The organism is Lentilactobacillus parabuchneri DSM 5707 = NBRC 107865 (assembly GCF_001435315.1).
Lineage (GTDB): Bacteria > Bacillota > Bacilli > Lactobacillales > Lactobacillaceae > Lentilactobacillus > Lentilactobacillus parabuchneri.
Genome location: NZ_AZGK01000002.1, coordinates 182467 through 208340, shown reverse-complemented (window position 1 = coordinate 208340; position 25874 = coordinate 182467). Strand labels below are relative to the sequence as shown.

At 44.6% G+C, this 25874-nt stretch carries 23 protein-coding genes and 1 riboswitch; of the genes, 17 read left to right on the top strand and 6 right to left on the bottom strand.

What is annotated here, in order from left to right; all coding sequences use genetic code 11:
- The first annotated feature begins 153 nt into the window (after positions 1–153).
- The 4 genes from FC51_RS03395 to FC51_RS03380 all read left to right on the top strand — a co-directional run bounded on the left by FC51_RS03395 (position 154) and on the right by FC51_RS03380 (position 4098).
- Positions 154–702 (top strand): RNA 2'-phosphotransferase, encoded by a 549-nt coding sequence (locus tag FC51_RS03395; RefSeq protein ID WP_057909446.1) that lies wholly within the window; start codon positions 154–156, stop codon positions 700–702.
- A 698-nt stretch (positions 703–1400) separates the two neighbouring features.
- Positions 1401–1874: a hypothetical protein gene (locus FC51_RS03390; RefSeq protein WP_057909447.1), complete on the top strand. Its 474-nt coding sequence runs from the start codon at positions 1401–1403 to the stop codon at positions 1872–1874.
- 190 nt (positions 1875–2064) lie between these two features.
- A riboswitch (TPP riboswitch) is annotated at positions 2065–2154 on the top strand.
- 124 nt (positions 2155–2278) lie between these two features.
- Complete coding sequence (locus FC51_RS03385; protein WP_057909448.1) at positions 2279–3553, top strand: acetylornithine deacetylase; 1275 nt, start codon at positions 2279–2281, stop codon at positions 3551–3553.
- The gene (locus FC51_RS03380) at positions 3553–4098 is read left to right on the top strand and encodes an ECF transporter S component (RefSeq protein WP_057909449.1); all 546 of its coding nucleotides are present in this window, start codon (positions 3553–3555) and stop codon (positions 4096–4098) included. Before FC51_RS03385 ends, FC51_RS03380 begins: the two co-directional genes overlap by 1 nt.
- Positions 4099–4189: 91 nt before the next feature.
- On the opposite strand, the gene FC51_RS03375 is transcribed toward FC51_RS03380, so the two are convergent.
- Together FC51_RS03375 and FC51_RS03370 are read right to left on the bottom strand one after the other, a co-directional pair.
- Positions 4190–4798, bottom strand: a complete 609-nt coding sequence (locus FC51_RS03375) for an anthranilate synthase component II (protein ID WP_057909450.1) — start codon at positions 4796–4798, stop codon at positions 4190–4192.
- Positions 4779–6260 carry an anthranilate synthase component I family protein gene (locus FC51_RS03370; protein ID WP_057909451.1) on the bottom strand — a complete coding sequence of 494 codons (1482 nt, stop codon included), beginning with the start codon at positions 6258–6260 and terminating at the stop codon, positions 4779–4781. Before FC51_RS03370 ends, FC51_RS03375 begins: the two co-directional genes overlap by 20 nt.
- A gap of 811 nt (positions 6261–7071) precedes the next feature.
- On the opposite strand from FC51_RS03370, the gene aroF reads away from it, so the two are divergent.
- The 3 genes from aroF to FC51_RS03355 all read left to right on the top strand — a co-directional run bounded on the left by aroF (position 7072) and on the right by FC51_RS03355 (position 10121).
- Positions 7072–8088: a 3-deoxy-7-phosphoheptulonate synthase gene (gene aroF, locus FC51_RS03365; protein WP_057909452.1), complete on the top strand. Its 1017-nt coding sequence runs from the start codon at positions 7072–7074 to the stop codon at positions 8086–8088.
- Entirely contained in the window at positions 8085–9164 is a 1080-nt protein-coding gene (gene aroB, locus FC51_RS03360) for a 3-dehydroquinate synthase (protein WP_057909453.1), read from the top strand. Before aroF ends, aroB begins: the two co-directional genes overlap by 4 nt.
- A 171-nt stretch (positions 9165–9335) precedes the next feature.
- On the top strand, positions 9336–10121 hold the full coding sequence (locus FC51_RS03355; RefSeq protein WP_057909454.1) for a hypothetical protein: 786 nt from the start codon (positions 9336–9338) through the stop codon (positions 10119–10121).
- A 51-nt stretch (positions 10122–10172) separates the two neighbouring features.
- Here FC51_RS03355 and FC51_RS03350 read toward each other — a convergent pair whose 3' ends face one another.
- Positions 10173–10898 carry a response regulator transcription factor gene (locus FC51_RS03350; protein WP_171031880.1) on the bottom strand — a complete coding sequence of 242 codons (726 nt, stop codon included), beginning with the start codon at positions 10896–10898 and terminating at the stop codon, positions 10173–10175.
- A gap of 187 nt (positions 10899–11085) precedes the next feature.
- On the opposite strand from FC51_RS03350, the gene FC51_RS03345 reads away from it, so the two are divergent.
- The 6 genes from FC51_RS03345 (at position 11086) to phoU (ending at position 16300) form a co-directional block, all read left to right on the top strand.
- Positions 11086–11976 carry a phosphate ABC transporter substrate-binding protein PstS family protein gene (locus FC51_RS03345; protein ID WP_057909456.1) on the top strand — a complete coding sequence of 297 codons (891 nt, stop codon included), beginning with the start codon at positions 11086–11088 and terminating at the stop codon, positions 11974–11976.
- A gap of 189 nt (positions 11977–12165) precedes the next feature.
- Positions 12166–13089, top strand: a complete 924-nt coding sequence (gene pstC / locus FC51_RS03340; protein WP_057909457.1) for a phosphate ABC transporter permease subunit PstC — start codon at positions 12166–12168, stop codon at positions 13087–13089.
- Positions 13086–13973, top strand: a complete 888-nt coding sequence (pstA, locus tag FC51_RS03335; RefSeq protein ID WP_057909458.1) for a phosphate ABC transporter permease PstA — start codon at positions 13086–13088, stop codon at positions 13971–13973. The genes pstC and pstA overlap by 4 nt, the downstream gene beginning before the upstream one ends.
- Positions 13974–13982: 9 nt before the next feature.
- On the top strand, positions 13983–14777 hold the full coding sequence (pstB, locus tag FC51_RS03330; RefSeq protein WP_057909459.1) for a phosphate ABC transporter ATP-binding protein PstB: 795 nt from the start codon (positions 13983–13985) through the stop codon (positions 14775–14777).
- A gap of 15 nt (positions 14778–14792) precedes the next feature.
- Entirely contained in the window at positions 14793–15548 is a 756-nt protein-coding gene (gene pstB, locus FC51_RS03325; protein ID WP_057909460.1) for a phosphate ABC transporter ATP-binding protein PstB, read from the top strand.
- A 14-nt stretch (positions 15549–15562) separates the two neighbouring features.
- Positions 15563–16300, top strand: a complete 738-nt coding sequence (gene phoU, locus FC51_RS03320) for a phosphate signaling complex protein PhoU (RefSeq protein ID WP_057909461.1) — start codon at positions 15563–15565, stop codon at positions 16298–16300.
- A gap of 122 nt (positions 16301–16422) precedes the next feature.
- Here the strand turns inward: phoU and FC51_RS03315 are convergent, their stop codons facing one another.
- Both FC51_RS03315 and FC51_RS03310 read right to left on the bottom strand, forming a co-directional pair.
- Complete coding sequence (locus FC51_RS03315) at positions 16423–17337, bottom strand: NADP-dependent oxidoreductase (protein ID WP_057909462.1); 915 nt, start codon at positions 17335–17337, stop codon at positions 16423–16425.
- Positions 17338–17444: 107 nt separating this feature from the next.
- A complete protein-coding gene (locus FC51_RS03310) occupies positions 17445–18626 on the bottom strand; it encodes an MFS transporter (RefSeq protein WP_057909481.1) in 1182 nt (393 codons plus the stop codon).
- 251 nt (positions 18627–18877) lie between these two features.
- Here FC51_RS03310 and FC51_RS03305 point away from each other — a divergent pair, with 251 nt between their 5' ends.
- The 4 genes from FC51_RS03305 to FC51_RS03290 all read left to right on the top strand — a co-directional run bounded on the left by FC51_RS03305 (position 18878) and on the right by FC51_RS03290 (position 24976).
- Positions 18878–20077, top strand: coding sequence for a PTS transporter subunit EIIC (locus tag FC51_RS03305; protein ID WP_225355028.1), 1200 nt, complete (start codon positions 18878–18880; stop codon positions 20075–20077).
- A 141-nt stretch (positions 20078–20218) separates the two neighbouring features.
- Entirely contained in the window at positions 20219–22603 is a 2385-nt protein-coding gene (locus tag FC51_RS03300) for a glycoside hydrolase family 3 C-terminal domain-containing protein (protein ID WP_057909464.1), read from the top strand.
- Between the two features lie 23 nt (positions 22604–22626).
- Complete coding sequence (locus FC51_RS03295; RefSeq protein WP_057909465.1) at positions 22627–23817, top strand: MFS transporter; 1191 nt, start codon at positions 22627–22629, stop codon at positions 23815–23817.
- Between the two features lie 154 nt (positions 23818–23971).
- Entirely contained in the window at positions 23972–24976 is a 1005-nt protein-coding gene (locus FC51_RS03290; RefSeq protein ID WP_057909466.1) for a helveticin J family class III bacteriocin, read from the top strand.
- A 146-nt stretch (positions 24977–25122) separates the two neighbouring features.
- Here FC51_RS03290 and FC51_RS03285 read toward each other — a convergent pair whose 3' ends face one another.
- Positions 25123–25827, bottom strand: a complete 705-nt coding sequence (locus tag FC51_RS03285) for a hypothetical protein (RefSeq protein ID WP_057909467.1) — start codon at positions 25825–25827, stop codon at positions 25123–25125.
- Positions 25828–25874 lie beyond the last annotated feature (47 nt).

Sequence of the window (25874 nt, the reverse complement as noted above, 5' to 3'; positions counted from 1 at the left end):
ACTTGAATAATCTTACATCTCCCCCAAAGAAGTAAGATTCCCCCCCTAAATATGATGTACATCAGCGTTCGGCCAAAGTGTCGGCGCTTTTTGTTTTGGAGCGGGAATTTGGCTTATAATAAATGCAGTTTGGTAACGATTGGAGAAGATAAAATGGATCAACGCTTAACGAGACTCAGCAAACGCTTGTCGTTTGTTTTACGCCATCACCCCGATAAAATCGGGATTCAATTGGATCCATATGGTCGCGTTGATTTAGAGCTACTGATAAAAAAGTTCAATCAGCACTTTGGAACACCAATTAGCAAGTCAATTATTCAAGAAATTATCAAAGATAGTGACAAACAGCGTTATGCCATCGAGGGTAATACCATCCGGGCGTTATATGGACATAGCATCCCCGTTAAGCCACTGACACCGCCGGAAACACCACCTGAGAAGCTGTATCATGGAACCACTCATGCGGCCGCAAAGCTGATCTTAGACGAGGGTCTCAAAAAGATGGATCGGGATTTTGTCCACCTTTCGGCTAATCTGCAAATGGCAAATCAAGTGGGACGACGGCGAGATCCACATCCAGTTATTTTTGAAGTTGCGGCGAGAAATGCAGCAGCTTCAGGACTGCTATTTTATCCCACAAAAAGTGGCGTTTGGTTGGTAGACCACGTTCCAGCAAAATTTCTAAAAATAATTCATGAGTAAAAACAAGGAGACCTTATTATGACCGATAAACAAGCCAAACCACAACCGACTAAAATTCGCAGGCCGATTCAGGGAAATTGCCCAAAGTGTCACCGCCCGATGTCGATTAGTTACGGGTTAAATAGATGCCCGAATTGTGGGTTTATCTTTAAGTCGAATTTGAAAGTCCAGTAGTCGAAATGAGCTGAAGAGGCTGGATTCAAAACACTTTTTTCTCACTAAACGTGTTCCGATCGCCACAAAGAGTGTACAGCGCTTATTCCTGTGGACAGACCCATACTACACAAGCCAAAAGGCCCAGCGACGAACGATTCGTTCATCACTGAGCCTTTTAACTTGTGCTCCGGCGTCAAACTGGGTCTTGTCACACTAAACTTGCTTTGACGGCTGCAAACAGTGAGCAGCGCCTAGTCCTGTGGACGACGCCACTGATGCTAACTTCTAAGGGGAATTCAAGCAAAGCCCCAAATTCAGGGACTTCGTTCGAATTCCCTTAGAAACCGCATCACCCGTTGCTCGTCACACTCTCACAAATTTGCAAAGATTTTCTGAAGATCCCGCAAATTGATCAATCCAATTCACTGCTTTAAGTCTCAATTAAGCTTATCAACGTATTCTAATGTCATCAAATATGAAAGGAGGTTAACTGGATATACCCGCACCACAATTTATCTATAATCGAAAGGGAGTTTTAATTTATGAATATTAAAAAATCATTAATCACATTTGGCGCTGCAGCCGCAATGGTCGCCCCCACACTTTTAGGCAGTGTTGTTGCCAATGCAGCTGTTAATCCAGCACCAAGACAAGCACAAACTAACCACAAACCACAGCAACAAAAGAGCAAACAGGATAACCAAAAATTGTCATTGACCTCTCGCGAAAGTGGCAGTCAATATACGAATGACAATTCAGGTTACAATGTGACGGTTAAAGCCACTAATCTGATTAATACCCTGCACTATAACGTTCAAACCTCAACTGATTCTGGTGCTTCAAGCGCAGATCCATTTTCAATCAGCATCTACAAAGATGGCTCACTCTATAAAACAATCAGTTCATCTACTGGGACGTTGAGCGGCAGCTTGTGGGTAGGTTCCGGTACTTACTCAATTAAAGTTTACACATCCAGTGCAGCAAGTCACTGGACTGGTGGATTGGCAACGTCATAGACAAGTAGCCAATCAGAATAAAGTTTTCATCTAGGTCAAAGTTTGCCAGGTATGGGAGTGTCTGGCGAATTTGAAAGAGGATCGGCTAAACGCTGGTCCTCTTTTTGCTGCAGGTCATTGAAAATTGTTTTGACATTTTGGCAAATCGTTATATCATTAAGGCTGTCAAGTAGTTCATTGACGAATTGAATAAAGTAGTCTGGGGTGCCGTATGGCTGAGATAAAACCCATTGAACCTGATGCAGTTAGGACTGTCGAAGGAAGAACGAAAACTTTTTTGTGAGCTAATAGATAATCAGTTAACCAACTTTTTATGCTGTTCCCTCTTTCTTCGATACTGAGAAGAAAGGGGGATTTTTTTGTTGCAGCGCAGTTCAAGTCAATCAAGAATGGAGGCATAAAAATTGGCAACCAAGCAACAGTTACTTCAAGCAGTGGATGAGAATCAAGACCAATTATTGACGCTGCTGGACCGATTAATTTCGTTTGAAACCACGTCACCGCCGGCTCGAAATACGATTGCGATTCAAAAATTTATTGTGGAACAGCTGGCCACCGCTGGCTTTGAGACCAAGCAAACGCCATTTTATCAGGGCGATGAGTTGGTATCCGGACAAAAAGCTGGATCGGATCCTGAACGCTATCATAGCTTATTGCTTAATGGTCACGTTGACGTGGCAACCATTGATCGCGACAGCTGGGACACCGATCCGTTTAAGCTGACACGGCAAGGGGATGTTTTACTTGGTCGTGGTGTCAGTGACATGAAGGGTGGAATGGCAAGCTTTTTATATGTATTTTCCCTTCTTCATCAATTAGGAATTGAACTGCCTGGGGACCTACGTTTTCAATCGGTCGTTGGTGAAGAGGCTGGTGAAGCCGGAACCAAAACCTTGTTAAAAAATGGCGAAACGGCTGATTTTGCAGTTGTGGGTGACACTTCCAATATGAATTTTCAAGGCCAAGGAGGGGTTATTACCGGCTGGATTACGTTGAAGAGCCCGCACATTTATCATGATGGTAATCGAGCCGCCATGATCAGCACTGGCGGTGGACTAGAGGCTGCTAACATGATTGAAAAAATGGTGGTCGTCATCCAGGCGCTCGAAAAGCTTGAACGTTACTGGGGGATTACCAAGCATTATCCTGGATTTGCACCGGGGATTGATACCATTAACCCCGCGTACATCGAGGGTGGACTTCACCCAGCTTATATCCCGAGTGAAGCCAAACTATGGATTACAGTTCATTTCTACCCCGATGAAAACGTGGACGACATTACCAAAGCCGTTGAAGAACAAGTGATTGCCGCGGCCAAAGCAGATCCGTGGCTACGAGATAATTTACCGACTTTCAGTTGGGGTGGCGATTCACTGTTGGCTGATAAAGGGGAAGTCTTTCCTTCTTTGGAGCTTGATTCGGATCATCCGGGGATGCAAACGCTGGAGCAAAGTTACACCGAAGTAGCTGGACATGCGCCAACGATCAGTATGTCACCATCAGTATCCGATAGCGGCTGGTTTGGGTATTATCACATTCCGGCAGTTGATTTTGGCCCTGGGACAATGGAGCAGGCCCACAGTGATAATGAAAGTCTCAGCTTTCAGCAATTATTAGAATACACCCGCGTCATTGCGGCATTTATATTTGACTGGTGTCATTTAAAGGGAGATCAATGATGAAAAAGAAATTTCAATTACAAGACGTTATTTTACTGGCAATTATTGCGATTGTTTTTGGGGCAATATTTGTTGGAACCGATTATCTCTACAATTTCTTAACGATGGCAATTGGGCCGTTTGCCAATGAAGCCCTGTTTGGATTATGGATTATGGCTGGACCGTTGTCGATTTACCTGGTGCGTGTCCCTGGAGCCGCAATTATTGGCGAAGTGCTGGGGGCTGCTGCTGAAGTGATCTTTGGTGGAACCTTTGGCGCCAGCGCCCTTATTTCCGGAATTGTTCAAGGAATTGGGAGTGAACTTGGATTCACGCTTTTGAGATATAAAAACTGGGGTTGGCCAGCGTTGACCACGTCGGCGATCACGACGACGGTTGTGTCATTTGGATATGAACTGTTCCGACTGGGTTATGTCCACTACCATTTGCCAATGATTTTGGCTTTGTTCTCAGTCAGGTTGATTTCAGTCTTCTTGTTCGGAGCAGTCTGTGTTCAAGCCATTTTCAAGATGCTCAGCAGATCAAAGGTTTTGAAACAAGTATAGCGTCGACTGATAACTAGTATTTTTGTGAATTCAACAATAAAAACAGGTTAGACCGTCTGGGGCCTAACCTGTTTTGCGTCCAGCAGGTAATTTACATGACCGCTGGTTGGCCGTTATGGACATCGACGACTTTCAAAAAATTGCGAATGATTTGTTTGCCGACATCGGGATCCGTCATGATTGATTCGGGGTGAAATTGAACGCCATAAACCATGCGCTGTGGATCACTGATGGCCATAATTTCACCATCGTGGATCTGAGCGGTCACTAACAAATCTGCGGGGATAGTTGTTCGATCAACGATTAATGAATGGTACCTGGCAGCCTGAAAATGTTCTGGGCAGCCAAGAAATAATGGATCACGTCTCATAAGCTCGACATCAGACGGCTTTCCATGCATGAGTATCGGTGCGTGGGGCACGGTGGCCCCATATGCTTCGGCGATGGCTTGGTGCCCCAGACAAACACCCAGGATTGGGACGCGGCCAAGGAAGGCATCCAGAATTTGTGGCATGTTACCCGCATCTTCTGGTCTCCCTGGTCCAGGAGAAAGGATGATGCTTTCAGGATTGATTTTCATTAGACTTTCAACGTCAACCCGATCATTTTTCACAACGGTGATCGGGTCCCTTGTCAGGCTTCCAATCAATTGGTATAGGTTGTATGTGAAACTATCATAGTTATCGATTAAGTAATGCATCAGTAACATCCCCTTTCTCAGAAGTTTCCGTTAAGGCTGTAACGATTGACCGAGCTTTATTGTTAAATTCTTGATATTCATGTTTTGGAATGCTATCAGCAACGATTCCGGCAGCCGATCTTACGACCAGATCGGCTCCCTTTCGAAATGCAAGTCGAATCCCAATACACATGTCCAAATCACCATCAAATCCCAAATAACCAAGACAGCCACCATATAAGCCGTGCTTATTGTTTTCAAGTTGGCCAATGATTTGCATGGCAGAAATTTTGGGGGCACCGGATAAAGTTCCGGCTGGTAAAAGTGAATGAATGATATCAACTGACGTCACATTATCGGCGACGGTGCTTTCGACCACTGATCCCATATGCATGACGTTTGAAAACTTCAGTAAATTCCTAAATGCAGTGACTTTCACAGACCCGAACTGACTGACACTCCCCAGGTCATTTCGACCCAGGTCAATTAGCATGTTGTGTTCGGATAGTTCTTTTGGATTATGTTGAAGTTCATCAGCGAAAGCATCATCTTCAATTTTATTTCGCCCCCTCCGTCTGGTTCCGGCCAATGGGTAAGTAAATAACGTTTTATCACGTTTGGTAATCATAGTTTCCGGCGATGCGCCAAGGGTTTCAAAGTCGTTGTGGCGGAAATAAAACTGATAGGGAGAGGGGCTTTGCTGAAATAGCCTTGGTGCGGCGGCAAATAAGGAACCGGTCATCTTGGCGTGCTGAGGATTTGAAAGCTGGACCTGAAAAATATCACCATCTAAGATATGTTTCTTGGCCACCGCCACTTTTTCCGTAAATTCAGGTAGCGAAAATTGGAGCTTGAAGTCGGTCATTGAAAAGGCTGGCAATGCGCTTTGATGGTGAACCCGTTGTATTTCGTGCTGGAGAGTCTGTAATGACGCAATTGTGGCGTCATACTTCCGATCGAGGTTGGAACTGGCAATGACCCGTGTTAAAGTGACAACCTTGGTGGTGTGATTAAAGGCAATTACCTGATCGATTAATAATAGGTCAACATCGTTTAATGCCATGGGATCGGCAACTTCTGGGAGGTGAGCCGAAGTCGCGTATTTAGCGTAGTCGTAGCTGAAGTAACCAACCAAGCCACCATTAAACGGCGGTAAATCAGCTAACTTCGGTGTTTTGTTGTCGGCTAAAATTCGCTCCAAAACGGGTTTTAAAGGAATTGTTTCATGTGAAACATTCCCCAAATAATCGGTCGTTGTCAGCCTGCCGTTACGGTAGGTCAGCGCCATCCTTGGATTGAGTCCAATAAAAGAATAACCGTCTTCTGTTTTCTTGGGCTGTCCCGTTAGTAAAAAGCAGGGCTTGTCAGGTTGATCAAAAGCTTGGGTAATTGCAATCGGATCAAAATCAGTCATTTGAAACTGAATCGAAATTGGTATAGCTGGAAAAGATTGCGTAAATTGATGTAATTGTTTAATATTCATTGAAATGGCCTCCAAATTATTCTGTCGTTTCTGAAATTAACAACGTTGGAATTGCCATCGTTTTCCTACTGTTTTCATAAAATACCCTCCGTAATTTCAATAAAAAAATCCGCCCATCACAAACCAATTGTTTGTAAAGGACGGATTTTCCGCGGTGCCACCTTCATTTGATTGATTGGCACAGACAGCCTTAACTACAGTCTATCTGCCAATTAATCACGCTTAGCAAGGGACCAACATCCCTCCGGTAACTGACGTATACCAACACGTTTCTTCGTACTTTGATTCGGAAGAACCCTCAGTGGTCCATTTAACTGCCTGCGTTCGGCCGCATTCTCAGCGATAGCGACTCTCTTAACGTGCACAACAATCTTGATCTCCACTTCAACGGTTTATTTTGGACGGATATTTAATTGTCATTTAAATTACGCTCATTATGAGAAAATGTCAAGAAAATTAAAATATCAAAGTTTGGGGTTGACACTTTCTGGAATTCATTATATGCTCTATGCAATTAAAATTTAACTTTCTTAGGAGACTCTAATCATGATAAAAATTAATTCAAAAATTAATCGATTTTATTACTATTGGTACGCTTAGTGTTCACACCGGACAGGATGTGGGCACTTCCTCACATCCTGTGCGGCCAATAGTAGTTCATCATGATTACTTACTTCGGTCACACAGTTATTTTCCAAAATACTGCGGGACCAATTTTTTTACCCAAAATTCTGACTCCCGCAGTGTTATATACGCTGCGGGAGTTTTATTTTATTTATAACTTGGGCAAACACACAAAGGAGATCATACTATGATTATTGTAATTAAGAACGGACACGAAAATATTATTGACGAAATTAAGAATCGCTTCACCGATACGAACGAGGTTTTTGTTCACAACAATCGAGTTGCCCTTCAGGGTGTCAGTGAAAAAGACCTGAATGCTGAAGAAAAAGCCGCAATTGACTTGATTATTGATAACGTGCCAGCCGCTGTTCAGGGCAGTCGATTATTCCACCCTGAAGATACGGTTGTCACCACACCGCACAGTGTCATTGGCGGCGATCATTTTACAATGATGGCTGGCCCATGTTCCGTTGAATCGGCTGAACATGTTATGAAGATGGCCAAGGTTGCCAAGAGCGGCGGCGCGACTGTATTACGTGGTGGGGCCTTCAAACCACGGACTTCCCCATACTCATTCCAAGGATTAGGCGAGGATGGTTTGAAATTTCTCAGAGCGGCCGCAGATGCATTTGATATGGACGTTTTGACTGAAGTCATGGATGAAGATCATGTTCCGTTGGTTGAAAAATACACGGATATTTTCCAAATTGGTGCCAGAAACATGCAGAACTTCTCACTTTTAAAGGCAGTTGGTAAAACTCAGACTCCAGTAATGCTAAAACGCGGAATGTCTGCTACGATTGATGATATCTTAAATGCGGCTGAGTACATCGCGGCTGGTGGGAACCACAATATTATCATTACAGAACGCGGAATTCGGACGTTTGATAACAAATACACGCGAAACACCCTTGATGTCGGCGCCGTACCCGTTTTGCAAAAATTAACCTACTACCCAGTGATTGTTGACCCAAGTCACGCTGCCGGCCACACGGAATTTGTGACACCGGAAGCTATGGCAGGTGTCGCCGTTGGCGCAAGCGGCTTGGTTGTTGAAATTCACGATGATCCTGCTCACGCATTCTCTGATGGTGCTCAAGCACTCAAGCCTGATGAATACCGCGCAATGGCACAGCAAGCCTTTGCCATTCGTCAGGTAATTACCACCCCAATCCAAGAAAAAAGTGAGGTCAAGTTATGAAAATAATCAAAGTAGAATTACCCGGTCATTCCTACAACGTTGAAATTGCCAGTGGCATCCTGGGCTGTACAGGACAACTCGTATCCAGCGTGTGGTCTAAACGAAAAATCGCGTTGGTTAGTGATAGTAATGTCGCACCGCTTTACCAGGCACAGGTCGCTGAAGCGCTTGAAGCCGTTGGATTCACGGTTCATGAATACCAATTCCCAGCGGGTGAAGCATCTAAATCGTTGGAAGTTTTAGCTGATCTTGCCCGGCAGATGGCGGCTGACAGTTTTAATCGCGATGATGGTGTCATTGCACTGGGCGGTGGCGTGACTGGTGATTTAGCCGGATTCTTGGCTGCCACTTACATGCGCGGGATTGGCTTAATCCAAATGCCAACCTCATTGTTAGCCCAGGTTGACAGCTCAGTTGGCGGCAAGACGGCCGTTGATTTGGATGCTACCAAGAACATTGTTGGGTCGTTCTACCAACCGGATTTGGTTATCATTGATCCGGACACATTAAAAACACTGAAAACGCGCGACTTGGTTGAGGGTTACGGTGAAATTGTGAAGGTGGCGGCCTTATCTGATGGTGACCTGTGGAACCTGGTTAAATCCATTAACTCACCAGAAGAAATTTTAGCAAACGCTGAAGAGTTAAGCATTCATTCAGTTCAGTACAAGACGGATGTTGTGATGGGCGATGAAAAAGAAGGCGGCTTGCGCCAATTATTAAACTACGGTCATACCATTGGTCATGCAGTTGAAGCTTTGGCAGAGGGCGGTTTACGTCACGGAGAAGCCGTCAGCATTGGCATGATTGCAATCCAACAAATTTTTGAGGATAAAGAATTAGCCGTGCCGGGAATTACCCAAGAATTACGTGAGCGCTTGGAGGCGGTCGGCTTACCCGTTACGTCGGATCTGCTGAATTCCAACGAAGTCTTTGATAAAATCAAAAACGACAAAAAGAATCGTGATGGCCATCTAAGCTTAATTTATGTTCATAAAATTGGCGGACCGGTTATTAAATCAATTCCAAGTGACCAGATTCAAGAATTCCTTGGGATCAAGACGGTCAAAGCCTGATGTTTCATGTGAAACAATTAAATCAACTGAGAAACACCAAGGATTTTGCTTGTCCTTGGTGTTTTTTGTTGGGCTGGAAAGTATTTTCCGAAGCTCTTTTTTGTCCACGTTGGCGAAAAAGCGTAAACTAATATTGAAATGATTTTTAGGTTGAAAAGGGAGGCGGAGTAAGTGGCTAAATCCCGTCCGCGAGAACAAGCATATGAATTTACAGATAAGCCTTCCTACCGTGAATGGCTGATTGAAACGGTTCGAGCTGCCTTACCAGACGGTTTGGAACTGGCTGCCAGCAATTATGCACGCTCGACTGCCAGTTCCTACTGGTTAATTAAAGGCTTTGATACGCAAGGTCAGGTCTATTGGATAACACTGCGAGTGGCAACCCATCCGCTTTGGCTGCGACATGCCCACCAGATTGAAGTTCTCTGGAAAGAGCCGGGAACTTTTGGTGATTTGTTCAATGCCGTTTCGAACAGTCTGCATCCCATTACGGTTCAAGAAGCCAGGTTTACCCTTAGTCCATTAGATATCGCAGTTCTCAATTTGCTTATTACCCTGGAACATCATAAGCTCATTTGGTTCATTCGAATGATTCCAGATATTGCGCACGCACACAAAGACAAGGCTTTTGATCTGAAGACCGACTTTCTTAATTGTGAGTTGCTTCTTGGTGACCGTAATAACGCAAATAACCTGTTATTGCCAATTGAAGTGCCGCGACTTCAAAAAAAGCTGGCAACCTTTTTTGGTGAAAATTTACTGTTTTCGCAGTTCACCAAACATTCGCTACTCAAGTTGTTGCCAACCAATCAATGGCTTGAACCGATACTTGATGAACAGGGAAACGATGGTGAATGGGAAGATGAAATCCGCGCCGCCTATGGTCAAACCTTTGTGAATACATGCCAGAAGTTACTGAAGTATCAGGAAAAAGTGTATGAGAAGCGTCCTTCATGATTCGCTGACTGGCTTAAATTCTGGGATCAAAACGCCTGTTGGCCCACTCTCCTAATTAACTTGAGACTTCTCAGCGCCACTATTCTTAAATAAATACCCAAATCCTCGGATGGTTGTTAACATCTGGGGATTTTTTGGTTCAATCTCGATTTTCTTTCGTAAGTTACTGATGTGGGTATCAATGATTCTCAGGGTCGCGCCCGTGGTATTACCCCACACCGCTGAGGCAATCTGGGTTCGACTGAGGACGGTGTTGGAATTGCTGACAAAGAATAGTAGCAATTTATATTCAATTGGACTTAAATTCAGCTTCTTTCGACCGTTATTAACCTCGAATTTGCTTAGGTCAATGACCAGATGGCCGACGCGCAAACTTTCTGACTCTTGGCTTTGCTGATTGAGCTGGAGGTTGTCTTTATTTTGATAGACCCAAATCTTTTGAATGATCCGCGCGATCATTTCGCTTAACGGGGCGTTATGGATGTAGTCATCCAGATGGTCATCCAAAAAATAAGAACAGATTGTTTCAATCGGGCGCGTCTGCTCATCTAATAATAGGATGGGTCCGGCAATTTGGCTGCGTAAAATTTGTAACTCCGAGGAATTTTGTGGCAACTCAGTGGTATTCAAGTCCCAGACAATTCCGGAAACCTGTTGAAGTAAATGGTCAAGTGGTTCAAAAGACACTCTGGTGTTAATTTGATAGGCGGCAAGCTGCTTTTCAAGCTGATCCGCTAGTTTTAAATTTTGGCTGATCAATAAGATTTCCAATGGCATCCGGTCTTCCTCCATATTAGATAAATAGTTTACATCTTAAGTTATGCCATACTTTTCGATAAAAATGGCCACTTTTACGTTACTTTTACATAAACGAAACTCGATATTTACATGCTGTTGTTATATTGAGAATGTACTTAAATGAGTACTAAAAAAACTTGGGTTTTCATTAGGAGGAAATCGAATTATGAAAAAAAGATCCTTTTTTTCAACTATTGTAGCAATGACAGCTGTGGGGGTATTACTAACTGGATGTGGGTCGAGCAGTTCGAAGTCAAAGAAGTCTTCAGCTGATTCTAACGTTAAAATTACCGCCGTTGGTTCCACTGCCTTACAACCATTAGTTGAACAAGCAGCAAGCAATTATCAAAAGGCAAATAAAGGCGTTAACATCTCCGTTCAAGGTGGCGGTTCAGGTACCGGATTAAGCCAAGTTCAAACCGGTGCCGTTCAAATTGGTAACTCAGACATCTTCGCTGAACAGCAAGATGGTATCAAAGCAAAAGAATTGGTTGACCACCAAGTTGCCGTTGTTGGTATGACACCAGTTGTTAATAAGGATGTCAGCGTCAGCAATTTGACCATGGCACAATTAAAGGGAATCTTCACTGGTAAATATACCAACTGGAAACAAGTTGGCGGCAAGAATGAAAAGATCACCGTTGTCAACCGTGCCCAAGGTTCAGGTACTCGTGCCACATTCGAATCAGCCGTTCTTGAAGGTGCCAAGGCAGTTAAAGCCCAGGAGCAAGATTCAAACGGTACTGTTCAAAAGATCGTTTCAAGCACCCCTGGTACCATCAGTTACTTAGCCTTCTCATACGTTAACAACAAGCTTAAAGCCTTATCAGTTAACAACGTCAAACCAACTGATGCCAATGTCACAACCAACAAATGGAAGATCTGGTCATATGAACATATGTACACTAAGGGTCAACCAAACAAAGCGACCAAGAAATTCTTGAACTACATGGACTCAAGCAAGGTTCAAGACAGCTTGGTTCAAAAACTTGGTTACATCAGTATTCATGATATGAAAGTAACTAAGAATGCAAGTAACGCGGTTAGCGAAAAATAATGATTCAAGATCTGGAGATACGTTTAAACGTACTCGAAACATATTTCAAACTCACTAGGTAAAAGCAACGTAACGCTACAATAAAACAGTCAACATCAATCGAAGGCTGAAGGCAAATCAAATGCCTCCAGCCTTCCTCAAGTTAAGGTACTCATTTAAATTTCGAATAACCAAATTAGGAGGTTAATCATGGATGAAATCAAACGTGATCTTCAAAATCCATCAAAGGCAACTCATGAAGATTTATTCGGTAAAGGCATCACCTATATCTGTATCGGATTCGTGAGCTTGCTCGTTATTTCCATTCTGTATTTTATTACGACAAGGGGTCTTGCAACCTTCACGGTTAACCATGTGAGTCTCTGGAAGTTCTTATCAGGGACAACTTGGAACCCGTCATTGCTGGATAAACATGGTAATCCGGAAATTGGCGCACTTCCGATGATCGTGACGTCATTTAGCGTGACGGTGCTGGCGGCCGTTGTTGCCACGCCGTTTGCGTTGGGGGTCGCGCTTTTCATGACAGAAATTGCCCCTGAAAAAGGGTCTAAGATCTTACAACCAGTTATTGAACTGCTGGTTGGAATCCCCTCCGTTGTTTATGGATTTATTGGCCTTTCAGTCATTGTTCCGTTGATCCGTCACGCATTTGGCGGAACGGGATTTGGAATTCTTGCCGGGACACTGGTTCTCTTCGTCATGGTGCTCCCAACCATTACATCGATGTCCGTCGACAGTATTAAAGCCGTTCCGATGTTTTATCGTTCAGCATCATTAGCGCTTGGAGCAACCAGATGGCAGACGATTTACAAAGTCGTTCTCCGATCGGCCACCCCAGGAATCCTAACCGCCATTATTTTCGGAATGTCACGCGCATTTGGTGAAGCCCTTGCCGTTCAAATGGTGATTGGAAACGCCGTCTTGATGCCACATGGATTGTTAACACCATCGTCAACTCTGACGAGTCAGTTAACCACCGGAATTGGGAATACGACTATGGGCACGCTGCCAAACAACGCGCTTTGGTCGCTTGCGCTCATTCTTCTGCTGATGTCATTAGTCTTTAACATCTTGGTTCGAGTAATTGGAAAGCGAGGCAGTCTGAAAAAATGAATTCAAAAACAAGCAATAACATTGCAACCGGCATTATTTATTTTTTGGTCGCCTGCGTTTTAGCAATTCTGGTCTTTTTACTTGGCTATATTCTGATTACCGGGGTACCCCATATTTCATGGCATTTCTTAACGTCACCTGCCCAGTCGTTTGCTGCCGGTGGTGGGATTCGGGATCAGTTGTTTAACTCACTGTACTTGTTGGTCTTGACATTGATTATCTCGTTTCCAATTGCTTTAGGTTCTGGCATTTATTTATCCGAGTACGCACCAATCAATTGGGTAACAAGTGTAGTTAGAACAGCCGTTGAGGTTTTAAGTTCATTGCCTTCAGTGGTTGTGGGCCTGTTTGGATTCTTGTTATTCGTTGTTAATTTCCACATGGGGTTTTCAATTCTTGCAGGTGCGATTGCGTTGACATTCTTCAACCTACCGCTGCTGACAAGAAGTATTGAAGAATCACTTCAAGATGTATCCCAGCTGCAGCGTGAGGCCGGCTTATCACTGGGCTTATCGCGCTGGCGAACGATTACCGGAATTGTCCTTCCAGCCGCACTTCCCGGAATTTTAACAGGGATTATCCTAAGCGCCGGTCGGGTGTTTGGTGAAGCCGCTGCCTTGATTTACACGGCCGGACAAAGTGCCCCAACGGTTAACTACGGCGACTGGAACCCAATGGATAGTGCCAGCTTCTTGAACTTTATGCGACCTGCCGAAACGCTGGCTGTTCATATTTGGAAGGTGAACACGGAAGGGGTTACCCCTGATGCTGCATCGATTTCAAGCGGCGCTTCAGCCGTCTTAATCGTCGTTATTCTGTTATTTAACTTATTGGCTCGAATGCTCGGCCGCTGGTTATACAAACGCATGACGGCAACGAAGTAGGAGATTATTATGCAAGAATATGACTATAATCAAACGCACATTATTGATATTCCACTCGAAAAAGCAATGACCACCGATAATTTACAGGTGTTTTATGGTGACAACCACGCGATGCATGACGCAACGCTGGCGTTTCCGCGACACCGGATTACCGCGTTAATCGGGGCCTCTGGATCCGGTAAATCAACGTATCTACGTTGTCTCAACCGGATGAATGACCGGATTGCGACGGTTCAGGGCAAAATTATGTATCGAGGATTGGATATCAACTCTAAAAATATCAATGTCTATGAAGTCCGAAAGCACATTAACATGGTGTTTCAACGCCCTAACCCATTTGCCAAATCAATCCGTGAAAACATTACGTTCGCGTTGAAACGAAATGGTATCAAGGATAAAGCCGAGCTCAATCAGCGGGTTGAAGAAAGCTTAAAGGCGGCCGCACTTTGGGATGAAGTTAAAGACGATCTTGATAAAAGTGCTTTAGCTCTATCCGGTGGTCAGGCGCAACGGTTGTGTATTGCCCGATGCGTGGCAATGAAGCCCGACATTTTATTGCTGGATGAACCAGCCAGTGCGCTGGATCCAATTTCTACTGCAAAAATCGAGGAAACCTTGATGCAACTACGAGAAAATTATTCGATTATCATTGTGACCCATAACATGCAGCAAGCGTCACGGATTGCGGATTACACGGCTTTCTTCCATATGGGTCACGTTCTTGAATATGACGTCACTGAGAAGATATTTACAACACCACAAATCAAAGCAACTGAAGATTATATCTCCGGCAACTTTGGATAAAAAGGGGAATGGACAATGCCAAAGATAATTACAAGTAATGACGTCCATTTGAGTTATGGCTCAAAAGAAGCCCTTCACGGAATCAGTTTGGATTTTGAAGAGCACGAAATTACGGCGCTGATTGGCCCATCCGGATGTGGAAAATCAACGTACTTGAGATGCCTGAACAGGATGAACGATTTAATCAAAGGAGTTACAATTACCGGTTCAATGAAGCTTGAAGACCAGGATATTTATGCACCTGGCGTCGACATTGTTGATCTCCGAAAGCGCGTCGGAATGGTGTTTCAACAGCCTAATCCGTTTCCGTTTAGTGTTTATGAAAACGTGGCTTACGGCTTGCGGTTAGCAAGCGAAAAGGACAAACACGTCCTGGATGAACGGGTTGAGACCAGCCTAAAGCAGGCAGCAATTTGGAATGAGGTTAAGGATCATCTATATGAAAACGCGCTGTCCTTTTCAGGCGGTCAGCAACAACGAATCTGTGTTGCCCGGGTGCTGGCTGTTCAACCGGAAGTGGTGCTCTTAGATGAACCAACCAGTGCTTTGGATCCAATTTCAAGTGCCAAGATTGAAGATACGTTGTTAAATATCCGGGATGAATACACGATTATTATCGTGACTCATAACATGCAGCAAGCTTCACGAATTTCGGATAAAACAGCGTTCTTGCTGAACGGTGACCTGGTTGAGTTCAGTAAGACCGAGAAAATGTTTATCCACCCCGATGACGAAAAAACCAGTGATTACCTAAACGGAAAGTTTGGCTAGGAGGATTATAAACGATGAGAGAATTATTTGATGATGAGTTAAAAAAGCTGCACGGCCGATTTGTGGAAATGGGTCTGACGATTAGTGAACAGATTTATAAATCCACGACAGCGTTTATTGAACATGACAAGAAAATGGCCCAATCTGTTATTGATGAAGATGTTCAAACTAATACAGATGAAATGAAACTGGAAAAGCAAGCTTTGAGTTTGATTGCGCTTCAGCAGCCGGTTGCGACGGATTTTCGAGTGATTATCAGTATTTTGAAGGCCAGTTCTGATTTGGAACGAATTGGCGACCACGCTGTCAGCATTGCCCGTGAAACAATTCGGGTAAAGGGAAATCCGCGAATTCCCAAGGTGGAAAAATCAATTGCAAAGATGACTGAAGAAGTTCGTCACATGTTGGAAAGCGCGTTGGAAGCTTACGTTAAAAGCGATGCTGATGGCGCCAAGAGTCTTTCTGACAACGATGTTAAAGTTGATGAGCAGTATCTGTTAATCCGAGATGAAATTACCGACGCGGTTCAATCGGATACGGCAACGGTAACGGCAAGTTCGAGTTACTTCATGGTTATTAAGCTGCTGGAACGAATTGGTGATCACGTTGTTAACCTGGCTGAATGGATTGTATACTCAGCTGCCGGACAGATTGTTGAATTAAATCCCGGCAAATCAAATCCGGAACTAGTCGACAAGTTGTATTCAGAGGCAATTGTGAAAGACAAGCAAAAAGGTAAGGATAGCAAATAGGCGTGTGACTCAAAAAGAGGCCGGAAATTCGCATTTAACTGCGAGTTTCCGGCTTCTATTTTTTGATTAAATTGTGGGATGTTACATGGTACCGACAATTCGACCATTGTAACTAAAATTGATTATTTAGCAATCACAATTCTGCCGGCATGTTTTGAATCCAGGAGTTGATGTCCTTTAATCACACTATCCAATGTGAATGGAAGCTTGTAGCCGATTCGAATCTTAAGTTTACCTGCTGTCATCAGTTCAAGCATGGCAGTTAGGGCATCATCGTCCGAAATTTCTTGGGTCGGGTGAATGTGGTTGAAATGAACATCCTTATCCGTTGGGGCATCCCCGTCGGCGACACTTGCAATAATACCGCCATCTTTAACGATTTTAACGTCACTTTCATAGCCGTTACCGTTTAACGCCGCATCAATGACAACGTCGGCAGTATCTGCCAGCGTTTCGGATGGGTCCTCCCTGTCGTAAGCGACGTATTGATCAATGCCAAGGGACTTAACATATTCTTCATTTTTACTGGAACCCACACCAATGACTTTGGCACCGATATCCAAGGCAATTTGAGCCGCCAGTGATCCCACACCACCGGAGGCACCTTTAACAACCACCGTTTGTCCGGGTTGGACCTTTCCAAATAAATGAATTCCCTTGTAGGCCGCCAATCCGGGGGTCACGATTGCAGCTGCTGCAATGTAGGGAACACCGCTTGGAATTAACACGGTATTTGAGTCCTCACCGACTGAATACTCGGCGTACGAATGATGGCCATGTGCCACCACCCGGTCACCAATATCAAAGTCGGTTACGTCTTCTCCGACGCGTTCCACAAAGCCGGCAACATCTCTTCCGGGAATAATCCGGTGATCCGTTGGTTTCATCTTTCCAGCCCGCTGCATTGCTTCAAAATTATTTAAGTTGAATGCTTCTGTTTTGATCAGAATCTGGTTGGACTTAATTTCTGGGGTTGGTAATTCATACTCTTGAAATACCTCTGGGCCGCCGTTTTGTTCGTAACCGAATGCTTTCATCAGAATCGCTCCTTTTTAGTCATATCTATAAACTCAGTTTAATTCATATGCATGTGAAAGCAATTAATTTGATGTTTAAATTTCAGTGTTGACAGCATTGAAAGCGCTTATTGAACTCGTTGTGCCCGTTTGCGAACGGCATGGTTGAGTAAGAATAAGAATCCCAAGGAGATGATGGCGTAGACCACTGAGCCAATACTAATCCTGTCCAACCCAACAACGCTTACCAGACTCGACGCGGTCGCAGAGCCCAGTGAGATTCCGAAATTGAAGAAGATTGAACTTAAAGATGAGGCAAACACCAATGATTGGGGGTATTCGGTCTCGGCAAGGTTGAGGAAATGAATTTGGATGGGTGAATTGATGATGGTGACAATTAACGTCAAGATCAGCATGATTAAGAGGCCGGCAATTTTGCTATGGAGCGCAAACGGAAAGACGGCGAGTAACGCAATATCGGCGACGTAAAAGAGGGGTGCTTTTTGAAGACTATCGGGCTTTTCGGCCATCACGCCTGACAAACGGTTACTAATAATGCTCATAATCCCGATTATAAATAACAGCCAGTTCAGGCTTTGAGTACTGAAGCCCATCGATGTGGTTAGCAGCGGGCGGATATACGTGTAATAGCCGTACATGGTCGCAGCGGTGAATAGTACCAAAAAGACGCCGTGATAGATTCGCGGATCCAAGAGAATCTTCAATTGGTTTTTAATGGTACTTTTGGTTTGTCTGACCTGCTTTGGCAGTATCTTTGCCAAGAGGATAAAAGTCAAAACTGTAATAACCGAAATGCCCCAAAATGTATACCGCCAACCGTAGCTTGTACTGACAGCGACGCCAATTGGGACGCCAAAGACGGACGCAATACTAAAGCCGGCAAAGATCCAAGACACTAGTGATGCACGTTTATCACGAGGGGCAATGGTACTGGCAAACGTCATAATAAGTGAAATGATCGAACCTGCAGTCGTTGCGGTGATAATCCGTGAGACCATCATTGTTAAGTAACCAATCGACATGGCACTTAGGGTATTGCCAATTAAAAAGACAATCATCAGTATCAGCAGCGTTTTGTAACGACTGTATCGGCTGGTTAAAACGGTCACAAACGTTGTACTGATGGCGTAAACCATGGCAAAGATGGTCACCAGATACCCCATGGTTGAAATGGGTGTCTGAAATTGCTTTGATAGGTCGGGTAAAATTCCGACAACGATAAATTCGTTACACCCTAACATAAATGCAACAAGAACAAACACGAGTGATTGAATTTTAAACTTGGTCACTTTAACGTCCCTCCAGAAGACAAATTGTTTCATGTGAAACTTCCTCTCAAATCATATCATATCAGCCCGACAGAAATGGACAAACTTCGGATAAAAAATAAAAATAAATGAAAACTGGATAAAGACCATGAAAGTGGCCATGAAAGCGCTCATCACAAACGTTTGCTCATGGAAAATGACCATTTATACTTGCATCCTTCCTGAAAATCCGTAGAATGGTTCGAAGTGACTATTTTGAGGAGGATACGCTTTTGTTTTTAACAGCTTTAAAAAAGACCCAAAAGGGATTGGTTGGTTTCATTAATTTATTGGCCGACATCTTTGTTCCAATTATTCCGGCAATTGTTGCGGCAGGGCTATTGATGGCCCTACACAATGTTTTAACTGCCCCACATTTATTCATGAGTGCGTCTTTGGTCGCGGCGTATCCTCAATTCAAGGGGTTCGCGGCATTTATTAACGTCTTGGCAAACGCACCCTTTACATTTTTACCAGTGCTGATTGGATTTTCAGCAACCAAGCGTTTCGGTGGGAATCCATATCTGGGAGCTGCCATGGGGATGATGATGGTTTCGCCGGCTCTGGTCAGTGGATACGATGTTAGCACGGCTGTGGCCAGCCACTCACTTGGTTATTGGCATATCTTGGGGCTACCGGTGGCGCAGGCCGGGTACCAAGGATCGGTCATTCCGATGCTTGCGGTTGCTTGGCTGCTGTCAGTGATTGAAAAGCAGTGCCACAAAAGGCTGCCTGAAGCACTTGATTATACATTTGCCCCATTAATGACGATTTTATTAACTGCCATTTTAACGTTTATGATTGTTGGCCCTGTGATGCGCGATGTTAGCGACGGCTTAACCAACGGGTTGCTGTGGCTGTACCAAACTTCCGGGGCATTTGGAACCGGTGTGCTTGGATTGTTCTATGCGCCACTGGTTATTACCGGCTTACACCAAAGCTTTCCGGCAATTGAGACGCAATTGATTGCCAACGTCAAACAAACTGGCGGTAGTTTTATTTTTCCGATTGCGTCGGTATCAAATATTGCGCAAGGGGCGGCTTCCCTGGCTGTCTTATTCCTAACTAGTGATAAGCAGCAACGTGGCCTGGCTTCATCTGCCAGCATGTCAGCCTTACTTGGAGTGACCGAACCGGCGATGTTTGGGATTAACTTGAAACTTAAATTTCCATTTTTTGCTTCGATGATTGGCTCGGCGACTGCTTCGGTATATCTGGGGATGACCCACGTTTTGGCAGTTTCGCTAGGCTCCAACAGCGTGCTTGGTTTTATCAGCATTGCAACGCATGCGATCCCGGCATTTTTAATCAGCTGTGTGATTGCTTTTGTGGTCAGCTTTACCATCACTTACCTTTATGGCCGCCGTCAGGAAGTTTCTGAAATGCTGCGTCAGGATGAAAAAGTTTCCCAAGACGCTGTTGCGGTTAACTAACAAAATTAATTAATATGAAAAACGCCCAGTCAGCTAATTGGCTGGGCGTTTTTTCGTCAATTAGGGGGGAGTTGATGGTAAGATAAAGCTAATTTCAGATGAGGGATCATCATCCGGTTAATTGTTGGAAGGAGGATTTTTATGCAAACGATACAGGACAAGTTAACGGAACTGACGCCTGAAGAGTTAATTTCATTAACGTCGGGGGCCGACTTTTGGAAATCGGTGGCAATCCCAGAAAAACAAATTCCCAGTTTTCGAATGAGTGATGGGCCTAATGGACTACGGTATCAAGCTAGCGAAGGAGATGCTTTAGGCATAAATGAAAGCGCTATCAGTACGTGTTTTCCCACTGCAAGTGCGGTCGCCTGCACCTGGGACCCTGATTTGGTATCGGAAATGGGTCAGGCAATTGGGTTGGAAGCCCGCAGTCTGAACGTCGACATGGTTTTAGGTCCAGGTATTAACATTAAGCGAAATCCGCTGTGTGGTCGAAATTTTGAATATTTCAGTGAAGATCCCTATTTGGCCGGTATGATTGGCGCGGCTTGGATTAAAAGCCTGCAGTCAAAAGGAGCAGCAGCCTGCTTGAAACATTTTGCTGGAAATAACCAGGAAAACGATCGCCTCTTGTCTGATTCCTTAATTGACCCGACGGCACTTCATGAGATGTATTTGGAAGCATTTCGAATCGCGGTTCAAACTGCCCAGCCTGAAGGAATAATGTGTTCCTACAATAAAATTAACGGCACTTATAGTAGTGACAATGACTATTTGTTAACGGAAATGCTGCGCAATCAATGGGGCTTTAAAGGTGCAGTCATTACCGACTGGGGTGCGCTAAACAATAAGGTGGCAAGTATCAATGCCGGAACCGACTTAGAGATGCCAACAAGCCGCGGGATGTTTGACCCGGAGGCAGTAAAGGCGTTAAAAGATGGTCATTTGAAGCGCTCTGCGGTCAACCGGGCAGCCGGAAATGTGATTCGGATCGCTGAAACGAAGCGACCAGCGTTCAAGGGAGATCGAACAACTCTACTGAAGGATAATGGCGAACTCGCCCAGAGGATTGAGGAAAATGCTGCGGTTCTACTCAAAAACGACGACCAAATTCTACCTATTTCAACTTCCGAAAAAATTTTAGTGGTGGGTCAAATGGCTGTCGACACCAGATACCAAGGGGCTGGATCTTCCCACATTAATCCGCCGAGTCATACGTCAATTTTACAAGGGTTGGACAAGGCCAAAATTGCCTATGATTACCAACAGGGCTACGGATTTTCAAATTCGAATACCGGTGCGTTAACTGAAGCTGCAATTGCCGCGGCTAAGAATGCAAAAACGGTTGTATTTGTAGCCGGCTTGCCTGAAAGTGATGAATCAGAAGGCTTTGACCGGCAGAATATGAATTTGCCTGCCAATCAGAATGCATTGATTGAGCGTCTCGCGGCAGTCAACCCCAACTTGATTGTTTTATTGGTGGCAGGAGCCCCAACTGAACTGCCGTGGCTCTCAAAAGTCAAAGGACTGATTAATCTATATTTGGGCGGTCAGTTCGTGGGGGATGCAGCTGCTCGGATTTTGGCTGGTGCGGTTAATCCGTCCGGTAAGCTGGCAGAAAGCTACCCGATTAGTTATCAAGACGTTGCATCCGCCGACATTTATGATCGCAATCCACGTTCAGTTGGATACGCCGAAAGTGTTTACGTTGGTTATCGATACTATGAAAAGGCTGATCAACCTGTCGCATTTCCGTTTGGGTATGGGCAAAGCTACACCACCTTTCAGTTGAGTGATCCAAGTTTGAGTGGGACTGAAATTCAAACGGGTCAATCGATTGAGGTGACCGTTACGGTGGCCAACACTGGTGATCGGGATGGCGCCGAAGTTGTTCAAGTCTACGTTGGGAATTCGCCAAAGCGGGCGTTGAAACCCTTGAAAGAATTGAAAGGATTTCAGAAGGTTTTTTTGAAAGCAGGAGAGCGTAAACGGGTCACAATTAGCTTATCTGACCATGCTTTCAGTGAATGGAACGACGCGAGCCAAAGTTGGCAGTTGCCGGCAGCCGAAAAGTTTGTGATTGTGGGAACGAGTTCAGCTCAAACCTTACCCCCACTATCCGTTAAGGCGAACGGTCAGTCGGTACCCAGTGATAAGAATTTGCCATCGTGGTACGTAAAGCCAACCGGGAAACCCAATTTGGCGGACTTTTCCAAGATGAGCGGATTGACGGTTCAACCCTTCGTTACCACTCAGCCGGGACAGTATACCCGGTTGAATACACCACGGGAACTAGGCGCTCATTCGATAATTGTTCGAAAAATTGCCAATATTGTTAAAAAGAATATGACCAAAGATATCCCGGATCCAAACAGTCCCGAAGCGAAATTTATGGAAACCATCGTCATGGATACACCGCTTATCCGATTGGCTCAGCAGTCCGCCGGCAAATTATCCTTAGCATTAGTTGATAAGTTGGTTGCGGTTGCCAATCGCCACTACGTGAAAGCTGCTTTTGGCCGTTAAAGGGTCTGTGAGGGGGAAATATTATGACACAGCAACCTAAGGGGCGGCTTGCGGCTGCTCTGTTGTCGATTTCAATTCTGTTAACCAGTGCCAATGCGGTCGCTGGCACAATTCCATTAATGGCACGTCAATTTCCATCGGTTCCGTTAAGCCAAATTGAAAGCCTGACAACCGTTCCCAGTTTGAGTATTTTGATTTTTGTTGTTTTAAGCAACTGGATTGCCAAAAAGATCGGCAATAAGCTGACCGTTTTAATCGGTGTCTTGATTGTACTGATTGCCGGCCTCATTCCGATTGCTGCCACTTCGTTTTGGGTCATTCTTGGATCGCGATTCTTATTAGGGGCCGGAGTTGGCTTGTTTAATGCCATGGCATACAGTTTGATTAGTGCCTATTATACGGGCGCAAAGCGACAGACAATGATGGGCTACCAAGGTTCTGTGAACTCATTGGGAAATATCTTGATGTTTTTGATCTCGTCATTTTTAATCGGATTTGGTTGGCGGCAAGTTTACTTGTATTATTTGATTGCAATTCCAATCCTGCTTTTATTTTGGTGGGGTGCGCCAAATGATGAAAAACAAACGATCCAAGAAGATCCCCAAGCGGCGCCGCAACAGCCTACCAGCCTAGGCAGCCTGCTAAAGGGGCGGTTGATGATTTATGCCCTACTTGTGCTGTTTAGCATGATGATTATGCAGACCGTGATTGTTAAGATCTCGGGGCTAATCCTGAACGCCGGGTACGGTAAAATTGCGGACGGAAGCATTGCACTTGCCATCTTGGGAGTGGCCAACATGATTGGCGGCACCTTGTATGGCCGTTTGTTCAAATTAATTCACCGGTTAATTTTGCCAGTCGGACTCTTAGTGGCAGCGCTGGGATTATTCGCGCTGGCGCATTCCAACTCGTTGATTTTGACGTACACGCTGACCGCGGTGGCTGGATTAAGTACGTCGCTCGTTGGTCCGTATTTATTTGCGGAATCTGCCGAAATTGCCGGTAAGGGAAATGAAACATTGGCATCTTCAGTTCTCATTGTCGGGATTAATATTGGGGTGTTTCTGACACCATACGCATTGTTGGGACTCAGCCGACTGATTGGCAACGACCAACCAGCACCGATTTTAGTTGCCGTTAGCATCGTTCTGGCGGTTATTGGGGCCTTAACGCTGTTGTTGAAGGAACCAGACGCCACTGAAGAACAATCATAATTACGAGATTCAACAGACCAAATTTAATGTGTCGCAAATAAGCGCCAGTTAAGGACCGATCGAGTCGGCTTTAACTGGCGCTTGTTAGTTAATGGTTGGGTCTGATAAGTAATCCAAAATGATATAATGTGTTATTAAGTAAGGATGATTAGTGATGAATGGATATTATTCGGGTGTTGGAACCAACTTAAAGTTTCGGCTCATACTGAAGGATAAAGTACATGCGATTCAGACCTTCTATGTGGGAGCTGATTATATTTATGCCCTACAGCGGCGGCGCAATCAGTCTGACGGTGAATTACGGGATCTCGCGTTCAGTCGGTTAAAAATTAAAAAGGATCGTCATGGCCATCCGACCGGGAAGGCAAAGCAGCTTGAGCCGTCAATGATCTTGGTGGGATTTGGTCATTCACAAATATTACAGTACTTTACCCATGGGCCGAACCAGCAGCCTTATTTTTGGGTTGCCACCCGCGGAGCGCAAACCAACGCGACCAATCAAGACCTCGAGATTCAAGATTTAACCTACTGGCCGACCCAATTAGCCAGGGTCCAATACGTGTCGGGGAAGACGCTGAATTATACCGAAGCCACTCGCCTAATTGGCCTTAAATACGCTAATCAAGCGGGAAAATCAATTGGCAATATCTTACGGGTTGAAGGCGCTTTGTCCAGTGATCAATCTAAGCTGTTAGTTATTACCGTCAATACCGACAAGCCGCGGAAAGCCAGCTTTATGGCGTACGATAATGAACGGTTGAATATGGCATTAGATAAAGTGGCGGGCACTTCCAAACCATATTTGACATGTAATTCGGCCGAAATAAAGGATACCAGTGTTGGCGGGTTTATGAGTCCTCGAGTTTACAGGCTCTCTTATTTTGGCTCAATTCAAGGTGTTGAGTTGGCCGACAACGATGACGTCTATTTTCTGGGCAGCAGCGCAGATAATGATGGCCTGATGTTAAGCAAAATGAATTGGGACAGTAATACGGCAACCCATCAAATCCTCGATAATCCGGACTGGGTATCCGGCAAAACTGAGGGCGAAGGGATTCAATTATTGGGAGATGATGTGCTGATCGGGATTGCCAGTTATCATCGGTGGACGGTGGCGAACCGAATTTATTCGTTTCCCCAAGCTGCATTTACATCGTGAAGTGTGCGACTTTGGCGCACGGTTCATTCGGTGTGATGGCTGAACTTCACGGACCGTTTTAAATGTTTCATGTGAAACATCGCGTCAAAACAATACCAGGCAACGAGTGGGTAACTCATTGCCTGGTATTTTTCGTTTGATTAATCCTACTTTACGTCGTAATTAAACCCTTTAATCAACTGCTTCACGTTTTTCTTAACGGCTGAATTAACCTTGGCTTTAATCTTTTTTTGAACGGTTTTGTTTTTAGCAGGGTTAGCGACATTCTTACCCTTGGCTCGCTGCTGTCTGTATTGTTTTTCGGCGGATTTTTCCAATTGGGCCGTGTACTGCTTGGTTAAGCTTGGCTTGCTGTACTTGTTTGCATAAGTCGTTGCGGGAGATTTACTGGTCTTGGTAAAGACATATGCCTTTCCAGTTGCGCTGGGGACACGAGCACCATTGTGATAGGCCAAGTGAATTTGGTAAGTGGCATCGCTTAACTTAATAATTGGAAAGTAAAATTTTTGGTTGAGTAATTTCCCTTTGTTACTGACAAATTTGTACTGTGAGGTGAAGGTCTTTCGATCCTTGCTAATCGTGTTTAAAACAGGCATCCCGATCTGGAGTTGTGGTTGTTTGAAATCGCCGAAAATCAGAATAGTCTGAACCCCTTTGTTGGTCTTGAGATACTTCCAATAAAAGGAAAACTGAGCTTTATCGCTTTTGAAGTAGCCTTTAGGACCACTAATTTCATTTTTAGCAAACGTATCGGCTGCGTGGGTAGGTGTTGTGCCGATGATAGTCATGGTCAATAGGAGGGATGCCACCCCCAAAGTTGTGCCAATCAATTTTTTATCTAACTGTTTCATATTTAATTTCCCTTTCAACGATAAATGATTAACTTCCTATTATTAAG